Here is a 15,890-nt window from a genome sequence, read left to right as displayed (position 1 = left end):
TATGTACTTTAACTGATTAATATACAAATAAATATCGCAGAGGCTATACTATTTTATAATAATAACGGTGATAAGACTGAACCCATGAAAAAAATGGCTCATGTTACTACAAAAGAAAATAAGTCATCACAAAAAGGAAAAGTAAAAAAGAAACCCTCTGCGACTGTTAATCGCAAAGAAAATGCGGCAGCTACCTACGATATATTTAATTTGATTGATAAATATTTTCAAGCCAATCTTGGGAAATTCACTGCGAGCATCAGCCCAGCCTCTGTAGCAACTTCTTATTTTTCATGGGGGGCGCAACTGTTACAGGCCCCAGGCACTTTTTTGAAATTAAATCTTTATCCTTTGATGCATTGTGCTGATTTTAGCAAACGACTTATAAATCATGAGAAACCAGGCAATGGTGAGGACGTGCGTTTTCATACGGATAAGTGGAGCCTCTATCCATGGCGCTTGTGGGCTGAACAATTTTTACAAATGGAAGATTGGTGCTTAAACGCAGCCAACGAAATCCCTGGATTAAATGAGCCAAACCAACGCATTGTATCATTCACCATAAAACAACTTCTTGATGCGATATCCCCCTCCAATTTTGTTTTGACCAATCCAGATTTGCTGCAAGAGACATTGAATTCATATGGAGAAAATTTAATTCGTGGTACACAATTGGGCTTACAAGATTTCGTTGAGAAATTAACTGGGAGTCCTCCGGCGGGCGTTGAACATTTTATCCCAGGAAAACAAGTTGCTCAGACTAAAGGTAAGGTTGTCTTTAAAAATCATTTGATTGAGCTCATTCAATATGAAGCGCAAACCAAACAAGTTTATAAAGAACCCTTGTTAATTCTCCCTGCCTGGATCATGAAATATTATATACTCGATCTCCTTCCAGAAAACTCTTTAGTAAATTGGTTAGTACAACAAGGACATACAGTATTTATCGTTTCCTGGCTCAATCCCACTTCAAAAGACAGGAATTTAGCAATCGATGATTATTATCGGCAAGGCGCTGTGGCTGCGATCGATAAAATATCAACCATAATCCCCAATACAAAAATTCATTTAATGGGGTATTGTATTGGAGGGACTTTAGCTTTGATTACCGCAGCAACTATGGCCAAAGACCATGATCATCGACTGAAAAGCCTGTCACTACTCGCGGCTCAAGGTGATTTTACTGAGGCAGGCGAGTTATTACTCTTTATTAATAACAGCCAGGTATCTTTTTTGGAAAACATTATGTGGGAAAAAGGCTATTTAGATACTAAACTCATGGCTGGAAGTTTCCAGATGCTACGCTCGTATGACTTGATTTGGTCGAAAATGGTGCAAGACTACATGCATGGAACCCAAAGAGGTATGATCGCCCTATTGGCTTGGAATGCAGATACAACACGCATGCCTTATAAAATGCACAGTGAATATCTTGAAAAATTATTCCTTAAAAATGAATTCTCTGAAGGTCAATATACTGTTGAAGGAAAGCATATCGCACCAGAAAACATCAGATTACCCGCATTCGTAGTCAGTACAGAGAAAGACCATGTGAGTCCATGGAAATCCGTCTATAAAACTCACTCATTGATTAAACGAAAGGATATTACTTTTGTTTTGACTAATGGAGGTCATAATGCAGGTATAGTGAGCGAACCCGGACATCCAGGACGCAGTTATTTGATTCGTGAACAAAAAAAGGAAGAAACATATATTTCTCCCAAGCATTGGTTAGAAATAGCAGAGCATAGAAAAGGCTCATGGTGGATTGCCTGGCATGATTGGTTAGTGAAACAATCGGGTGAAAAGACATTCCCCCCTAAAATTGATAAGAATTTACCTGATGCTCCAGGAGAATACGTGTTACAAAAATAAAAAATGATTTTAAAATTGGATATAAAAACATGGATAAAGACTACTACAAAATAATGGGAATAAGCGAGGATGCCTCTGAAAAAGACATTAAGATGGCATATCGAAAACTGGCTCGAAAATACCATCCGGATATCAGTAAAGAACCCAACGCTGAAGAGCAATTTAAAGAAATGGGTGAAGCTTATGAAGTGTTAAGAGACCCAGTAAAAAAAGCAGAGTATGATAATTACAGAAAAAATAAAGCGTTTCACCAACAAAGGACGCATACCTATTCACATCCTGAAGATTCTGAACAGTTTTATAGTGGTCCATTAAATGAAGATTTATTTGAAACTTTATTTGGCCATTCTCGTTATCGTCAGCAACCGATGGCAGGTCAGGACTATCATGGAAAAATAAATATAAGCCTGGAAGAAGCCTTTACAGGAATCGTTAAAAACATCCAGATTCCAAGTGCGCTCGATGCGCAAGCCAGCCAAACCTTGAAAGTAAAAATACCAGCAGGCGTAAAATCAGGTCAGCAAATTCGTCTGGCAGGTCAAGGTGCACCAGGTATGCAAGGAGGCCCACGTGGAGATATTTATTTAACGGTACAGGTTGATAAACATTCTCTTTTTGATGTCATGGAGGGTGATATCTATCTCACGCTACCGATTACTCCTTGGGAAGCAGCTTTAGGAGCAACAGTTGTAGTTCCTACTTTGGGAGGAAAAATCGATTTAAAAATTCCTCCTGGATCTCAAGGAGGACAAAAATTAAGACTGAAAAATCGTGGGTTACCGGGTGCCCCAACTGGGCATCAATATGTACTTCTAAAAATTATTACTCCGCCACCAACGACTGAAGACGCAAAAGAGCTGTATAAGAAGATGGCACAGGTAATGCCTTTTAATCCACGTGACAAGATGGGAGCATAAGCATGAAACAAGACAATACAATCATTGGCGTGCTTATTGAGGAAACTACAACTATCTCTTTCAATGAGGTATGCCAAACCTATCATATACCTAAAGAATTATTGATTGAAATGGTCGAATATGGCTTATTTTCATGCAAAACAACAAAACCAGAGCACTTAAAATTAAATCAAAAGGATCTTCGTAAAATTGAATCTGCCTTTCGCTTACATCGAGATTTAGGAGTTAATCTACCCGGAGTGGCACTCGCATTAGATTTATTAGAAAAAATAGATTTATTAAATGAAGAGCTTAATATTTTAAGGAAACATTTTTGATTTGATTTATGAACTTGTAGCCTGGGTGCAGCGTAGCGGAACCCGGGAAATAGTGGTTGTAGAGTCCCGGGTTTCGCTACGCCGCACCCAGGCTACAATATTAAAAAAACCCTATAAAAATTACGCAAGCAGATATTGCTACACATTGCGAAATGGTAATACAATGGTTAAAGGACACTCTTTTAATTAAGCAAAATCTATGCGCCCTTTGTTTATCATTTTGATTGTTTCTCTAGTTGTTTTACAGCATAAGCTATGGCTGGGCGATGGAAATTTGATTCAGTGGCATAATCTTGAAAAAAAATTGGCTGCTCACGAGCAGGAAAATAACAAACTTACAACACGTAACCGCGTACTTGAAGCAGATATCAGAGAGTTAAAGAACGGTGACCAAGCTCTGGAAGAGCAAGCTCGTTATGAACTCGGAATGGTAAAAGCCAGTGAAGTCTATTTTCAATTCGTAGATTAGAATAATCTATCATCAGTTCCTGTTTAGACAATCGCTGCCCACTTAATGCATTTTGATCCTGGGTTACGGCTTTATATCTCTTAGATGCCTGTTCAGAGGGTACACTTAAATTTTGGTGAAAGGCTGGATTTTCTCACAAGATGTGTCAAATACAGCCTTTCGTTACATGAGACACTATACAGCCAACAATTCGAGATACTCAGGTGGTTGCTTTTCCCAAAGACTTAACACAAACCCTCCTCCTCCTGATCCCGTTGGTTTTACAGCGAGGGCTCCTTCTGCAATCAATCGATTCATATGTTGTTGTAAGCTTTCGCTAACCAGGTTCCATTGATAAAAACAATCAGCAGCCCTATTAATCGCCTGAGTCAAAGAATTTATGGCATAGTCATCACCCTGCTCTAAGGCTTTTCTCGCTTCTTCAACTGCATCGACCATTTGCACATCAATTTGCTGGGCCAAAACAGGATTTTCAGTCCATAAATTTTGGACCTGGTGGATACAATGCGATGTAATGCCAATTTGTTTGCATGAAGATAAAAAAAACTCAGGATAAATTTTTTGCTGCAGTGGAATAATACTCCCAGCTTTAAAATAAACCCCGCTTTCCGCAGCAACCCCTGCTACATCAAGTCCACTACTCTTTCCATGGAATAAATGCTCTAATTCCTTTGCAAAATCATTGCACTGGCTTAGGTCTATCATGTTCTGTGTACAAAACCAACGGCTCATTGCCACACAAAGAGCGGCTGAAGCCCCCATTCCTGCACCCACAGGAATTGTACTATCTAAATGAAAATGACCGTCGATTTGATTTAAGGAGCGCCCTAATAGCTGCATCCCATGCTCTAGCACACTCCAAAACAGAAGTTGCATATCAGCACCACTACTCCCTGTATAATCAGCTCCTAAAGAAGAGCCTGCAGCAGAGTATCTCAAAGTTAATTTTTTTTCCTTAATTGGAAATACTAAGGCAGGATGTCCTCGTACTACCGCATGCTCACCTGCTAAAATCCATTTGCCAAAAGTTGTGGTTTCAAAATCAAAGAACGTCATAATTGCCTACTAAATAATCACGTTTAAATTCACGTGCTAATTCTGTTTGGTCAGGGCGATATAATAAATGAATGTTTGGCCCAGCATCCATAGTCACTATGGGACCATCACCTTTTTTATCCCAAAAAGCCTCGAGCTTGTGCAAGAGATCGACACAACTTTCTGTCATGTACGTAAAAGGTTGTTCGCAGGTATTAAACAAACGATGCATATCTTGGAATTCTCGCCAGCATATATCATGAGCCGAGGTCCAATCTTGAGTCATTAATGCATCCAACAAAAGTTTTAAATTTTCTCTTGCTCTTTGACTACGTGTTTCATAAAAGGGACTACTTTTTACCCGCTGATGTGCTTCGCTGGAAGGAACTTCTTTTTTCTTATTACTAATCACCACACCTTGGTAAATTAATTCTTGATAAGGCAAATCGACCGCTTTTACCTCATTATCCTCCCATAAGGCCCAAGGAGAATAAAAAGATCGGCACGATGAACCAGATCCCAGACGGCTTAACTGCGCTTGTTCTTCAATAGAAGGCACGGGTTTATTCGTTAACTCACTTAAGGCAATAACAGCACAACGTGTTAACGCCGCAAAACTTGAAGCAGAACTTGCCATGCCACTACTGTGAGGAAAATTATTGCAAGACTGCACCAAAAAACCACCGTCATAATCAAAATATGCTTTTATGCGCACTAAATGATTAAGAAACCTTTTTTGTCCCTCTGCAGACAAAACAAAATTCTCAATTCCACCAGGTATAATCAGCGGTTCCCAAATATCTTTTTTTGAGCTTGTTTTTTCAAGTCTTACAGTACTTATAAGCTCATTTAATGTATAAGATATCGACGGGTTATCAGGACTGTTTGAATGATTATCCTTTTTTCCCATATATTTGATCAGAGCAATATTAGCTGGGGCATGGGCTAGCCAATACATAATTTTCTCCTTGGAATCCATAAACTATTTCAAGTCGCTTGGGTGAACATATAAGCATAGCCCCGATAAAGCAGAATTTTGGAGCTATGTATAAAAAAAGTTAAAAGACTCTGTTTGCATTTCACTACATTGAACCCCCAAAACCTAATTTTCGCACACTGATATGCAGCATACACACAGTATGTGGACATTAAAGTGCAGAAAAGCAGGATAGATTGGCTAGGATAATAGAAATGTAAACAAGCCTCAATCATATCGTACGTAATTTTGAATTAGCCAATTGCGCAGTAGGTGTACCAGGATAAGCTCTTACTACTTGTTGCAAGAACTTCTGAGCCTCTTGCTTATTACCCTGTGCGGCATAGGCATAACCAGTCTTGAGCATACTTGCAGCAGACTTACTTGAGGTGGGGAATTGTTGTAAAACCACATTAAAATGTTCAATGGCATTGGGATAATCTTTTTTCGCTAAATAAAGTTCACCAAGCCAATATTGAGCATTTGCCGTATAACCACCCTTAGGATATTTTTGCACAAACACATTCATAGAGCTGATGGCATCATCAAATCGCTTGTTTTTTACTAATTCATAAGCTGCCAAATAACTAATTTGTTCGTCAGCAGGATTCGCTCTCGAAGTAGAAACAGCAGGTACTGGAACTGGTGTTGGTGCTGATTTACTTGTTTGAATATTTGATACAGGTACAACTGCTTTAGGGGCTGGCTCCTTAGAACCAACGGAAAGATCCAGGGCAGGTTTATTTGATGTTTTACTTGGCGATGCTTTAGCAGAACTGGTTCCACCACTTAAACGCGCATCTAAATCTTTATAAAAAGCAACTTGTTGTTGCTGTAACAATTTTAAATCGTGAGCTTGTACTTCTAATTGTCCACGAAGTTCTTGTACTTCTTGTTGTAAGCTTTGGATTTTATCAATCAGCTTAGCATTATCTGTGATATTACTATTTGAATCATTTGCCTGATCATCTTTAGCCAGCGCACGTTCATCATCAATTTGAGAATTATCTAGTGCGTAATTCTCATTCCGAGCTACATCAAACTGTCTGCTCTCTTGTGGCTCACTGTACTTTGAGCCAACAACAGGCGCTTCATACGCCTGTTGTTCCTCACTAATTGCAAAATTATCACTATCATCGACCACAGGCGCCTCTGACCAACAAGCCAAAGGAAGTATTAACATAAAGCCTGCAGCGATAATGTGTTTTTTGCAATTAATCATCTTGTTGCCTCATAAGTAAATTCAACACGTCGGTTTTGTGCGTGTGATGCTTCATCATGTCCTAAATTAATTGGACGCTCTTTACCGTAGCTCACAACACGAACTTGTTGTCTGTTAACACCAGCCATCCGTAAAATATCGGCTACAGTGTTTGCGCGGCGCTCTCCAAGAGCTACGTTATATTCACGGCTTCCACGCTCATCAGTGTGTCCAGCTACTAACACACGAGCACCAGGATGTGTCTTCAGGTATTCTGCCTGAGCGTTAATAGACGGTAAATATTTGGGAGCCAAATTACTGTCATCGTAGGAGAACAAATACAATTGATTATGAGGTGCCTTAGTTGTGTAAGACTCACCTGGTTCTTGACCAGCAAAATGAGTAAATTGTCCTAGACCTTGAGCAGAAGCCTCAGCGTCAGTCACACCTACTCCAGCACTACCTGGCGTTTTAGAACACGCAGCAACTAAAACAGCACTTGCTACAAGCAGACCCAATTTACATAATGATCCGGCTTTCATCCTCAATCTCCTTTGTTCTTTTTATTATTAATAAATCGCAAAATCCCATATAGGGCTCATGGGGACACATTGTACAATTCTTTTTATTTTTTGGCTACAGTATTCATCGTACCAACCTGTACGATCATAGGTTGCAGGCTGGGCTATTAAGTCCAGCGTTTGTTGCGTTAATTCCTACGCTCCAAAATGTTCATTATGAAAACCATCACTGTAATCTCAATTAACAAGCAGCTTATCCATAGTGTTCATACATTGGCATTGTTACATGCTGGGCTTAGTAGCCCAGCCTACGTTTGTTTGAGCTATTTTTGACAAAAAATTACCCAACATATACAGAAATGACGATACTCTATTGTTGAATATGAGACACCACAAAACGAGCAAGACTCGCAGTAAACAATTGTGTTGCCTTATTGGCTGCAATGACACCACCATAAGGAGTATCACTAGGACAAGGAATCTGTAAGTTGACAATCCGCGAAGCAAGCACTCTATTATCACTAACATGTGTCAAAACCATTTTGACCGAAAGCTCTAGTACACTTGGTTTTTTGAGGAAATTTTGCTCAAGTGAAAGCAATTGGGTATCCACTCGATAATCTACACCCAAAGTATACGCATTGGACGTAACGGCTTTAAAAAGATTTGCTCGTTGTAAACTCTGTAGAATCAAGGGATAGAGCATATCTGCCGGTGGATTTACCCATGCATTTTTTGCAAAAGCCTCGAGTTCGAAGGGCTTTTTAATATAAAGCATTTGTTCGGTTTGATAGCCTGCTGCAGCTTCTGGTGCGGTAACTAATAAAGTAACCGGCAGCGGATTCTTTGCTAACTGTTTGGTACTGTATGCACTCAACTGATATTGATTTTTTACAGAGACCTTCACCGGCGAGCATGCACTAAGCAACACCACGCTTAAACTTATAAGAAAAACAGTCAACTTTTTCATCATTTATTCTCCAGGCCCAGGTTGTGGCGGTTTACTGCCACGAATAACCACCGCAGGGTTCTGACGCATTTCACTGCTCACCTTTTCCAAATTTGCAGAAATTGCATTCAATCTTCTTAATAAAACAACAGCCGGGGGAAGCGCTTCCTGGGAAATTTTATCCAACGTATTTTTCCCTGATCCCATCGTTTTTGATACGCTATTCCCAGCCTTACTTAAACTGTCTGCCATAGTCTCAAACTTAGATATCCCAACTCGCAACTCATCAAGCATGCGCGGAAAATCACGACTTGCCTTGGCAAGATTATCCATAAAAGCATTAACATTTTTACCATTACCTGCCAAATCTTTAGAAAAATGATCGATATTAGCCAATATATGGCGTACATGTTTTGCATTTTCTTCGTTAAATAGACGTTGTGCTTCAGCACTTACCGTATTTATATCTTCAGACACCTTTTTTAAAATGCCATCTAATTGATTAAAGACCGAAGGTTTTGAAGGAATCACTGGAAAAGGTTCGCCGGGCATTTGTTGAATTGGAGTCAAATCAGAAGTACTTGCGCTTAAACCAATGTAGCTGACACCAGTAATTCCTTGGGAGTTTAATGTCGCATAAGTACTGGTAGTAATTGGTGTATCTTCTTCAATATTCAATAAAATTTCGACTTGTCTTGGATCACTTTGATTTAATCTGATTTCTTTTACATAACCCACTTGCACACCGTTGAACTTTACAGAGGCATCTTTCGTCAGGCCAGAAGCTGCTTCGTGCATGTAAACAGTATAAGTTGTATATTTTTTTTGATTAAAACCAACAGACAACCACAACATGGTCGCCACCAGTCCTACGAACAATGTGAGTACGACTACACCGACTATGGTGTAATTGGTTTTCGATTCCAAGTATTCTGTCTCCAGTTATGCCTACACTTTACTAAAATAACCAGCAATTTTTTTATTTTTATTTTTCATTAAATCATTAATTGGCTCAACACTTAAAATTTTTCCATCGCCAATAAAGGCTACGCGATCTGTAGTTCGTTTTAAAGACTCTATATCATGACTGACCATGACTATAGTGAGTTTTAATGAATCTCTTAGAAAAACAATTAAGTCATCGAACAATCTCGCACTTAATGGATCCAAGCCCGTAGTCGGTTCATCCAAAAACAACAACTCTGGATCCATGGCAATGGCTCGTGCCGCTGCTGCTCTTCGTTGCATTCCCCCGCTCAACTCAGAAGGTAACTTACCTGCCGCCTCTTTAGGCAACCCTACTAAAGCGATTTTTAGTAAGGCTAATTCATACATGAAGTCATAATCTAGACTGGTAAATTCTTGCATGGGAAACATGACATTTTCCAACACATTCATTGATGAAAATAGAGCACTGTGCTGAAAAAGCATGCCCCAACGACGACGAAGCGAAGATGATTGCTGTACATCAAGTTGGCTAATATCCTGACCAAATATTTTAATGTTACCCGCCGTAGGCTTCATTAACATCAGCAAGCTACGTAGTATCGTCGTTTTTCCACTTCCCGAACCACCAATGATCGCTAAAATTTCTCCTTTTTCCACGGTCAAATTCACATCGGAATGTACCCACTGACCGCCGAGATAATTCTTTAATCCTTTTATTTCGATAATGGGTTCGCTCATCTATAAATGCATCCGGCTATAAATAATTGAGTAAATTGCATCCGCAATAATAATCAGAAATAATGCCTGCACTACACTTTTGGTAGTTTGGCTCCCAATATTTTTTTCCGTGCCAGCCTCAACCCTAAATCCTTGAAAACAACCAACCAACGCAATTAACAATGCAAATGCCGGTGCTTTATAAAGTCCTAAATTCAACTGTGACAGTCCAACAGAGTCCTTTAGTCGTTGTAAAAAATCAACAAAGCTAATGCCTAGTTGACTTTTGGACATGATCATTGCTCCTAAAATACTAAAAATATCAGACCAAAAAATCAATAAAGGAAACGCAATCAATAATCCGATCACTTTAGGAAGCACGAGTAATTCAGTAGGAGAAAGTCCCATAGTGAGCAGCGCATCAACTTCTTCATTGAGTTTCATACTACCAATTTGCGCCGTAAATGCAGAACTAGTACGACCAGCAACAATAATTGCTGTAATGAGCGGTGCAAATTCACGGAAAACAGCCATTCCAGATAAATAAGCAATAAAGATGTTGGCCCCGTATGTTTGCAATTGCAACCCCATTTGGTAAGCCAAAACCACCCCGATCAAAAAGGAAAGTAAAGCAAGAATAGGTAGCGCAGTGACGCCAGTAGAATGTATGTTTGTGATAATGCTCGGCAATTGAAATCGACGCAAATTGCCAAAAGCTTCGATAACTTTAGTTGTTAAATCACCAACTAAGTTAAGAAGACCATCTGCTTGACGTAGCTTATTCTCTGACTCTTTACCGACTAGATAAAATATGTTCTCTTTCGGTTCAGCGGGAATTTGATAATCTAAAGCATCTTTTTTTGATTTAATTAAATCCACCAGATGTTGTTGTGCTTCAGTAAAATGACTGAGATCGACCTTATTTTCTTGTTGTTCTAGTATGTCAATGCATTTAATGAGTGCCAGAGCCCCTGCACTATCAAAATGACTAATCCCTTCTCCACTAATGACTATTTTTTCTTTCTTGGGCAAATCATCGGCACTAAATCTTTTTAATAAATTTCCAATTTGCAAAACAGACCATGCACCTATACAGTGAAATCTGGCAAGTTCCTTATCAAAAGTGATTTGCGCGCTGCTTTGTACCATAGTCATTTTTTTGAAAAATAATCTCAAGAATAATGTGAATGTTCTTTAAGAGCAAAAACAATTCGACATGGTAACACAAGAATAAGTTATTCGGGTAGGGTAAAAAATGTAGTCCGGACGACTAAATAAAACCCAGACTACTTTATTTTTTTAGAAAAATTAAGTACTTACGGAAGCTGAACAGAGTTTATTGTGTTGGCTAATGCATCAATTTTCTTTCCTCCGTCAGCTGCGGGTTTAAATATCGATAACTCACCCACACGAATTGAAGAACCAACACGAACAAACCCTTTATTAATGAGCTCGACCAGATCGTCCAAGAACTTCTCCCACCAACCACGATGTGTCTTAAGTGTTTTTACATCGGCGCTATCTTTACTGAGTAGACCTTGACTTTGTAATTTAAAAGATTCCCAATTTCCATCAAGAATGTACTGATTACAAAATTTGGTTATTTTCTGGTGAATTCTTCTTGCAGCAGCCTCAGCCTCTTTATATTGCTTTTCTTTTACTTGATCCTTGCCATGATATTCTTTGGCTTTTTCTTTATATTTTTTCTCTTTCGCATACAGCGTTTTTAATTTTAAACGAACTTCAGAAAGGTGTATTTCTCTATGTCTTCTAGTTCTCGAATCAACATGGCTATGATGTTTTTTGGCACTTCCAGAATCATGTCCAGATTGCTGAATCTCTACACTAGAAGGTCTAGAGAGCCCCCTCCTGTCCATTCCCTGATGACCGGGCCTATGTCTCTTTTCTCCGCTTCGAGAAATCGTAAGAGAAGTTTTAGGATGTTCTTCTAAAGGTTTGCTTGCAGCATCTACAGTTACTTCGGCTTTAGTGCCTACATGTTGTTTTTCACTTTCTTCTTTAGCGACGGGTAAAACTTCCGTACGGCCTCTCTCTTCTTCATGGTGTGCACGAATACTCGCCACGGGTTCAATTTGTGTTACTGGTGCAAATCGTTGCTTTAATTTTAAGATTAATCCTGCAATCTCTAGGTCCAAGTCACTGATAGTTTTTTGATGGTGCTCGGTTAAATTAACTGTTCTTGTGCTTTTACTTTTTTTCTCTTCATATTTTTTTAAAAATCCTTCTAACTCCTTTAAAGACTTGCATCTTTTCAATTGATCGATGAATGTAGTTCTTATCTTTTCAGCTGCACTAAAAGCCTTTTGTTCTTTTGTGTTTTTTCCCATCACGTCTCCCTACAATTTAATCCAATTTAATGCGCGTAATTTACACTCCCTGATAAAGAAAAACTAGGACAATTAAATTAAAAAAAACAAGACCTTGTTAGAAAAAAAACCATGAGATAATTTTTTATGCATAAACCTAAAAATGACGAAATAGATACTTTGGTATCTAAACAAGCAGATACAGACAAACACAAATAAAAACAAAATCATACAACTTAAGATTTTCAGGTAGTTTGCTGTCTGGTTTTATGATAAAATTGCTTTCATTTTTTTCAATACAGTAAAATTCAGGTATGCAAGACAACTACAGCCAATTTGAACAACGCAAACATGGCATTATAAAACTTGCGTTAATGCCGGCTACTCAAAGGAGAAAGCATGCCTTTAACTTCTAATACCGATGAGCTTTTTCGTGGTTTTTCCAAACTTTCACGAGAGGAGCGATTTAAACGCTTGTTAGCCTTAGGGGCAATCACTTCCGAAGACATTGGTTTTCTTAAAAATGGTGGCGTCAAAGACTTGAATTTAGCAGACAAACTGATTGAAAACGTCATCGGTTATTTTCAGCTTCCTCTAGGAGTAGCCACCAATTTTAACATTAATGGCCAAGACTATGTGATTCCTATGGCTGTTGAAGAAACCTCCATCATCGCGGCGTTATCTAAGTCAGCCAAATGGATTAGACAGTGCGGCGAAATAAAAACCTGGGTTCACGGTGAATGCATTTTAGGCCAAATTCAATTGGCAAAAGTTAAAGATTTTTCTAAATTTTCTCAGATTTTTCATGAAAATCGCGCATACCTAATCAATAAAGCGAATAAAGATGTCGCTGAAAACATGGTCAAACGTGGTGGCGGTGTCATGGATATTCAATTACGTCAGCTGAAAAGAGAAGATCAGCACGACATGGCCGTCATTCATTTAACCATGAATAGTTGTGACGCCATGGGCGCTAACATTATCAATCAAGTTCTTGAATACTTGAAAACGCCTATAGAGCAGTTAACTGGCGAAGAAGTTACCATGTGCATTTTATCTAACTTGAATGATCAAAAGCTAACAACTGCTCAAGTGACTATTCACACCATCGAACCAGAACTCGGCCAAAAACTACATGAAGCATCTCTTTTTGCCGAAATGGATCCTTATCGCGCAGCAACTCATAACAAAGGCGTAATGAATGGCATTGATCCTGTCTTAATTGCAACCGGCAATGATTGGCGCGCAGTTGAAGCAGGTGTGCACGCCTACGCCGCACGCGATGGACAATACAGAGCAATTACTCGTTGGCGCTATCACGATGGAATACTTACGGGGCAACTAACCGCACCAATTATTGTAGGAACCATAGGTGGTGTCACTTCATTGCATCCAACGGCTAAAATGTGTTTGCGTATGATGAATATTTCTTCGGCAAATGACTTATCTCAAGTCATTGCCGCGGTAGGTTTGGTACAAAATTTGGGTGCTATTAAAGCATTATGTACCGAAGGTATTATTCAAGGCCACATGAAATTACATATAGATAATTTGCTCTTGGCTGCGGGAGCCAATGAAAAAGAAATGCCCTTACTTAAAGAACATTTGCAAAAATGGCTAGATTTGCATAAACGAATTAGCCTGAACAATGCTCATGATTTACTGGCAAAAATCAGACAAACACCTATTGCAGTATGAACTGGTTAATCCCTGCAAAAACCTTTTTATTAGGTGAATATGCTGCGGTAGCAGAAGCGTCTGCGCTTCTGCTTACGACCTCCCCTTGTTTTGAACTCATCCTTAGAACCCAAAAAGAATTATCTGGAATCCACCCCGAGTCTCCAGCTGGACATTGGTGGTTAAAACAAAATTGTGAGCACGGTCTTTTATGGAATGACCCCTATGCAGGTCGAGGTGGCTTAGGTGCCTCCAGTGCACAATTTTTAGCAAGCTATTTGGCGCATTGTTTCTTAAATAACTCAATGCCTGATTTAAATCAGATGCTTGATGCTTATTACGAATCGTCCTGGACTGGAAAAGGTTTAAAACCGAGTGGGTATGATGTAATCGCACAATCACAACAAGGATGTGTGTACATTAATAAGCAGCAGAAAATAATAAAATCCTACAATTGGCCCTTTCATGACTTGTCGTTTTTTCTCATTCACACAGGCGTGAAGCTTGCAACGCATCATCATTTGCAAGACACGGCCCTACCAGATCAGATTGATTATTTATCTTTGTTAGTTGATGAGGCAAAACAGGCCTTCGAACAGGTTGATTCTCCCAAATTGATTAAGGCCATCAATGACTACCATCAAAAGTTAACTGAATTAAATTTGGTAGCTGAACATAGTTTAAAATTGATTCATAAGTTTAAAAAGTACCCTGGAATACGAGCAATCAAAGGGTGTGGTGCGTTAGGCGCTGATGTTTTATTGCTTATTACCTCAGTTGATAAAGCCCCAACTATTGCTCAGCACTTAAGATTGCACAATTGGACAATACTGGCCACAGAAAAACACATTCATTCTCAAGCGCAACATATTAATAACGCTGTTTTTTATTAAGCCAATTTTGCCCAAAAAAAGTATTTGTGCTCCATAAAAGCAACAAAATTATATGAAACATTATAAAAAGACTTGAAATTCTGTGCTAATCCGGTATTATTCCAGCCTCTTTAGGGCCGTTAGCTCAGGTGGTAGAGCAGGAGGCTTTTAACCTCTGTGTCGTAGGTTCGAATCCTACACGGCCCACCAGTTTTAGAGTACAGTTAAAAAATATTTTTGCCTTAAGGGCCGTTAGCTCAGGTGGTAGAGCAGGAGGCTTTTAACCTCTGTGTCGTAGGTTCGAATCCTACACGGCCCACCAATTCTGGTTATTCATCTTCACTATCAACCAGAATGTACCTTGGCAAAATGCATAAACCATACCCCATTGCGCTCGTAGCTCAGCTGGATAGAGTACTTGGCTTCGAACCAAGGTGTCGGGGGTTCGAGTCCCTCCGAGCGCGCCATTTATATCGTTTTAAAATCAATAAGTTACTTCAATTTTCTCCACCTTAGGGCACTTGGTTATTTCGTAAATTGTGACCAAAACGTGTCTAAATATTTCTTATCTCTTGGTAATAACTCAAATCAGGCAAGCTTTTCAAGGAGAAGAGAGCACTTGGTTTTTGTGTCCTTATTAATGCTCATTTCTTCATACACGAGAACAAATGGGGACGGCCCCCTTTGAGCAATATTCAATTTGCATAATTTTACGTCCCGGACCGTCCTCTCTACTGCTGAATCCTCTTATTCTATTTTAAATAAAACTATGTCCGCTTTGAGCATTCCGTAGTCTGTTATAAAAACCGCCGGCATCGATTAGTTGTTTATGGTTGCCCATTTCGATAATTTTACCATTGTCCATAACCAAGATATCATCCATAGATAAAATGGTTGATAATCTATGGGCAATCACGAGAACTGTTCGGTTACTCATTGCAATGTGTAATGATTCTTGGATCAGTTTTTCAGTTAAAGAATCCAGCGAACTTGTGGCTTCATCTAAGATTAAAATAGGCGCATCTTTTATCAAAGGAAGAAATTATTACATTTTACAGGTTATTTGCCGAAAGCAATTTTTTTTATCTT

The 15,890-nt window shown here is 39.1% G+C and carries 16 protein-coding genes and 3 tRNA genes; 9 read left to right on the top strand and 10 right to left on the bottom strand.

Features of this window, described 5'->3' with window-relative positions:
- The first annotated feature begins 84 nt into the window (after window positions 1–84).
- From BGO44_RS03760 to ftsB, 4 genes are all read left to right on the top strand, one after another.
- Window positions 85–1,875, top strand: a complete 1,791-nt coding sequence (locus tag BGO44_RS03760) for a PHA/PHB synthase family protein (RefSeq protein ID WP_273199409.1) — start codon at window positions 85–87, stop codon at window positions 1,873–1,875.
- A 29-nt stretch (window positions 1,876–1,904) separates the two neighbouring features.
- Window positions 1,905–2,792 carry a DnaJ C-terminal domain-containing protein gene (locus BGO44_RS03755; RefSeq protein WP_273199410.1) on the top strand — a complete coding sequence of 296 codons (888 nt, stop codon included), beginning with the start codon at window positions 1,905–1,907 and terminating at the stop codon, window positions 2,790–2,792.
- A gap of 2 nt (window positions 2,793–2,794) precedes the next feature.
- Window positions 2,795–3,109, top strand: coding sequence for a chaperone modulator CbpM (locus tag BGO44_RS03750; RefSeq protein ID WP_273199412.1), 315 nt, complete (start codon window positions 2,795–2,797; stop codon window positions 3,107–3,109).
- 199 nt (window positions 3,110–3,308) lie between these two features.
- Window positions 3,309–3,578: a cell division protein FtsB gene (gene ftsB, locus BGO44_RS03745; protein WP_058510961.1), complete on the top strand. Its 270-nt coding sequence runs from the start codon at window positions 3,309–3,311 to the stop codon at window positions 3,576–3,578.
- A gap of 174 nt (window positions 3,579–3,752) precedes the next feature.
- Here the strand turns inward: ftsB and BGO44_RS03740 are convergent, their stop codons facing one another.
- From BGO44_RS03740 to BGO44_RS03700, 9 genes are all read right to left on the bottom strand, one after another.
- Window positions 3,753–4,634, bottom strand: coding sequence for a mevalonate kinase family protein (locus BGO44_RS03740; RefSeq protein ID WP_273197015.1), 882 nt, complete (start codon window positions 4,632–4,634; stop codon window positions 3,753–3,755).
- On the bottom strand, window positions 4,621–5,571 hold the full coding sequence (locus BGO44_RS03735) for a diphosphomevalonate decarboxylase (RefSeq protein WP_058510963.1): 951 nt from the start codon (window positions 5,569–5,571) through the stop codon (window positions 4,621–4,623). Before BGO44_RS03735 ends, BGO44_RS03740 begins: the two co-directional genes overlap by 14 nt.
- A 250-nt stretch (window positions 5,572–5,821) precedes the next feature.
- Window positions 5,822–6,811 (bottom strand): tol-pal system protein YbgF, encoded by a 990-nt coding sequence (gene ybgF / locus BGO44_RS03730; RefSeq protein WP_273197013.1) that lies wholly within the window; start codon window positions 6,809–6,811, stop codon window positions 5,822–5,824.
- A complete protein-coding gene (gene pal, locus BGO44_RS03725; protein ID WP_058510965.1) occupies window positions 6,808–7,332 on the bottom strand; it encodes a peptidoglycan-associated lipoprotein Pal in 525 nt (174 codons plus the stop codon). Before pal ends, ybgF begins: the two co-directional genes overlap by 4 nt.
- Window positions 7,333–7,681: 349 nt before the next feature.
- Complete coding sequence (locus BGO44_RS03720; protein ID WP_058511718.1) at window positions 7,682–8,281, bottom strand: ABC-type transport auxiliary lipoprotein family protein; 600 nt, start codon at window positions 8,279–8,281, stop codon at window positions 7,682–7,684.
- Window positions 8,282–8,284: 3 nt separating this feature from the next.
- Window positions 8,285–9,187 carry an MlaD family protein gene (locus BGO44_RS03715; RefSeq protein WP_273197011.1) on the bottom strand — a complete coding sequence of 301 codons (903 nt, stop codon included), beginning with the start codon at window positions 9,185–9,187 and terminating at the stop codon, window positions 8,285–8,287.
- Between the two features lie 21 nt (window positions 9,188–9,208).
- On the bottom strand, window positions 9,209–9,946 hold the full coding sequence (locus BGO44_RS03710) for an ABC transporter ATP-binding protein (protein WP_058510967.1): 738 nt from the start codon (window positions 9,944–9,946) through the stop codon (window positions 9,209–9,211).
- Window positions 9,947–11,074, bottom strand: coding sequence for an MlaE family ABC transporter permease (locus BGO44_RS03705; protein WP_058510968.1), 1,128 nt, complete (start codon window positions 11,072–11,074; stop codon window positions 9,947–9,949).
- A 167-nt stretch (window positions 11,075–11,241) separates the two neighbouring features.
- Window positions 11,242–12,273 (bottom strand): hypothetical protein, encoded by a 1,032-nt coding sequence (locus tag BGO44_RS03700; protein WP_058510969.1) that lies wholly within the window; start codon window positions 12,271–12,273, stop codon window positions 11,242–11,244.
- Window positions 12,274–12,651: 378 nt separating this feature from the next.
- Between BGO44_RS03700 and BGO44_RS03695 the strand changes: the two genes are divergently transcribed.
- From BGO44_RS03695 to BGO44_RS03675, 5 genes are all read left to right on the top strand, one after another.
- Window positions 12,652–13,950 carry a hydroxymethylglutaryl-CoA reductase, degradative gene (locus BGO44_RS03695; RefSeq protein WP_058510970.1) on the top strand — a complete coding sequence of 433 codons (1,299 nt, stop codon included), beginning with the start codon at window positions 12,652–12,654 and terminating at the stop codon, window positions 13,948–13,950.
- Complete coding sequence (locus BGO44_RS03690) at window positions 13,947–14,822, top strand: mevalonate kinase family protein (RefSeq protein WP_273197005.1); 876 nt, start codon at window positions 13,947–13,949, stop codon at window positions 14,820–14,822. Before BGO44_RS03695 ends, BGO44_RS03690 begins: the two co-directional genes overlap by 4 nt.
- A 113-nt stretch (window positions 14,823–14,935) precedes the next feature.
- Window positions 14,936–15,011: transfer RNA gene (locus BGO44_RS03685), tRNA-Lys, on the top strand.
- Between the two features lie 36 nt (window positions 15,012–15,047).
- Window positions 15,048–15,123: transfer RNA gene (locus BGO44_RS03680), tRNA-Lys, on the top strand.
- 68 nt (window positions 15,124–15,191) lie between these two features.
- A tRNA-Arg gene (locus BGO44_RS03675) sits at window positions 15,192–15,268 on the top strand.
- 290 nt (window positions 15,269–15,558) lie between these two features.
- Here the strand turns inward: BGO44_RS03675 and BGO44_RS03670 are convergent.
- Window positions 15,559–15,834 (bottom strand): hypothetical protein, encoded by a 276-nt coding sequence (locus tag BGO44_RS03670; protein WP_273197004.1) that lies wholly within the window; start codon window positions 15,832–15,834, stop codon window positions 15,559–15,561.
- Between the last annotated feature and the right edge of the window lie 56 nt (window positions 15,835–15,890).

The organism is Legionella sp. 39-23 (genome assembly GCF_001897665.1).
GTDB lineage: Bacteria > Pseudomonadota > Gammaproteobacteria > Legionellales > Legionellaceae > Legionella > Legionella steelei.
The sequence above is the reverse complement of the archived record's forward strand: the minus strand, read 5'-3'. Positions and strand labels throughout refer to the sequence as shown.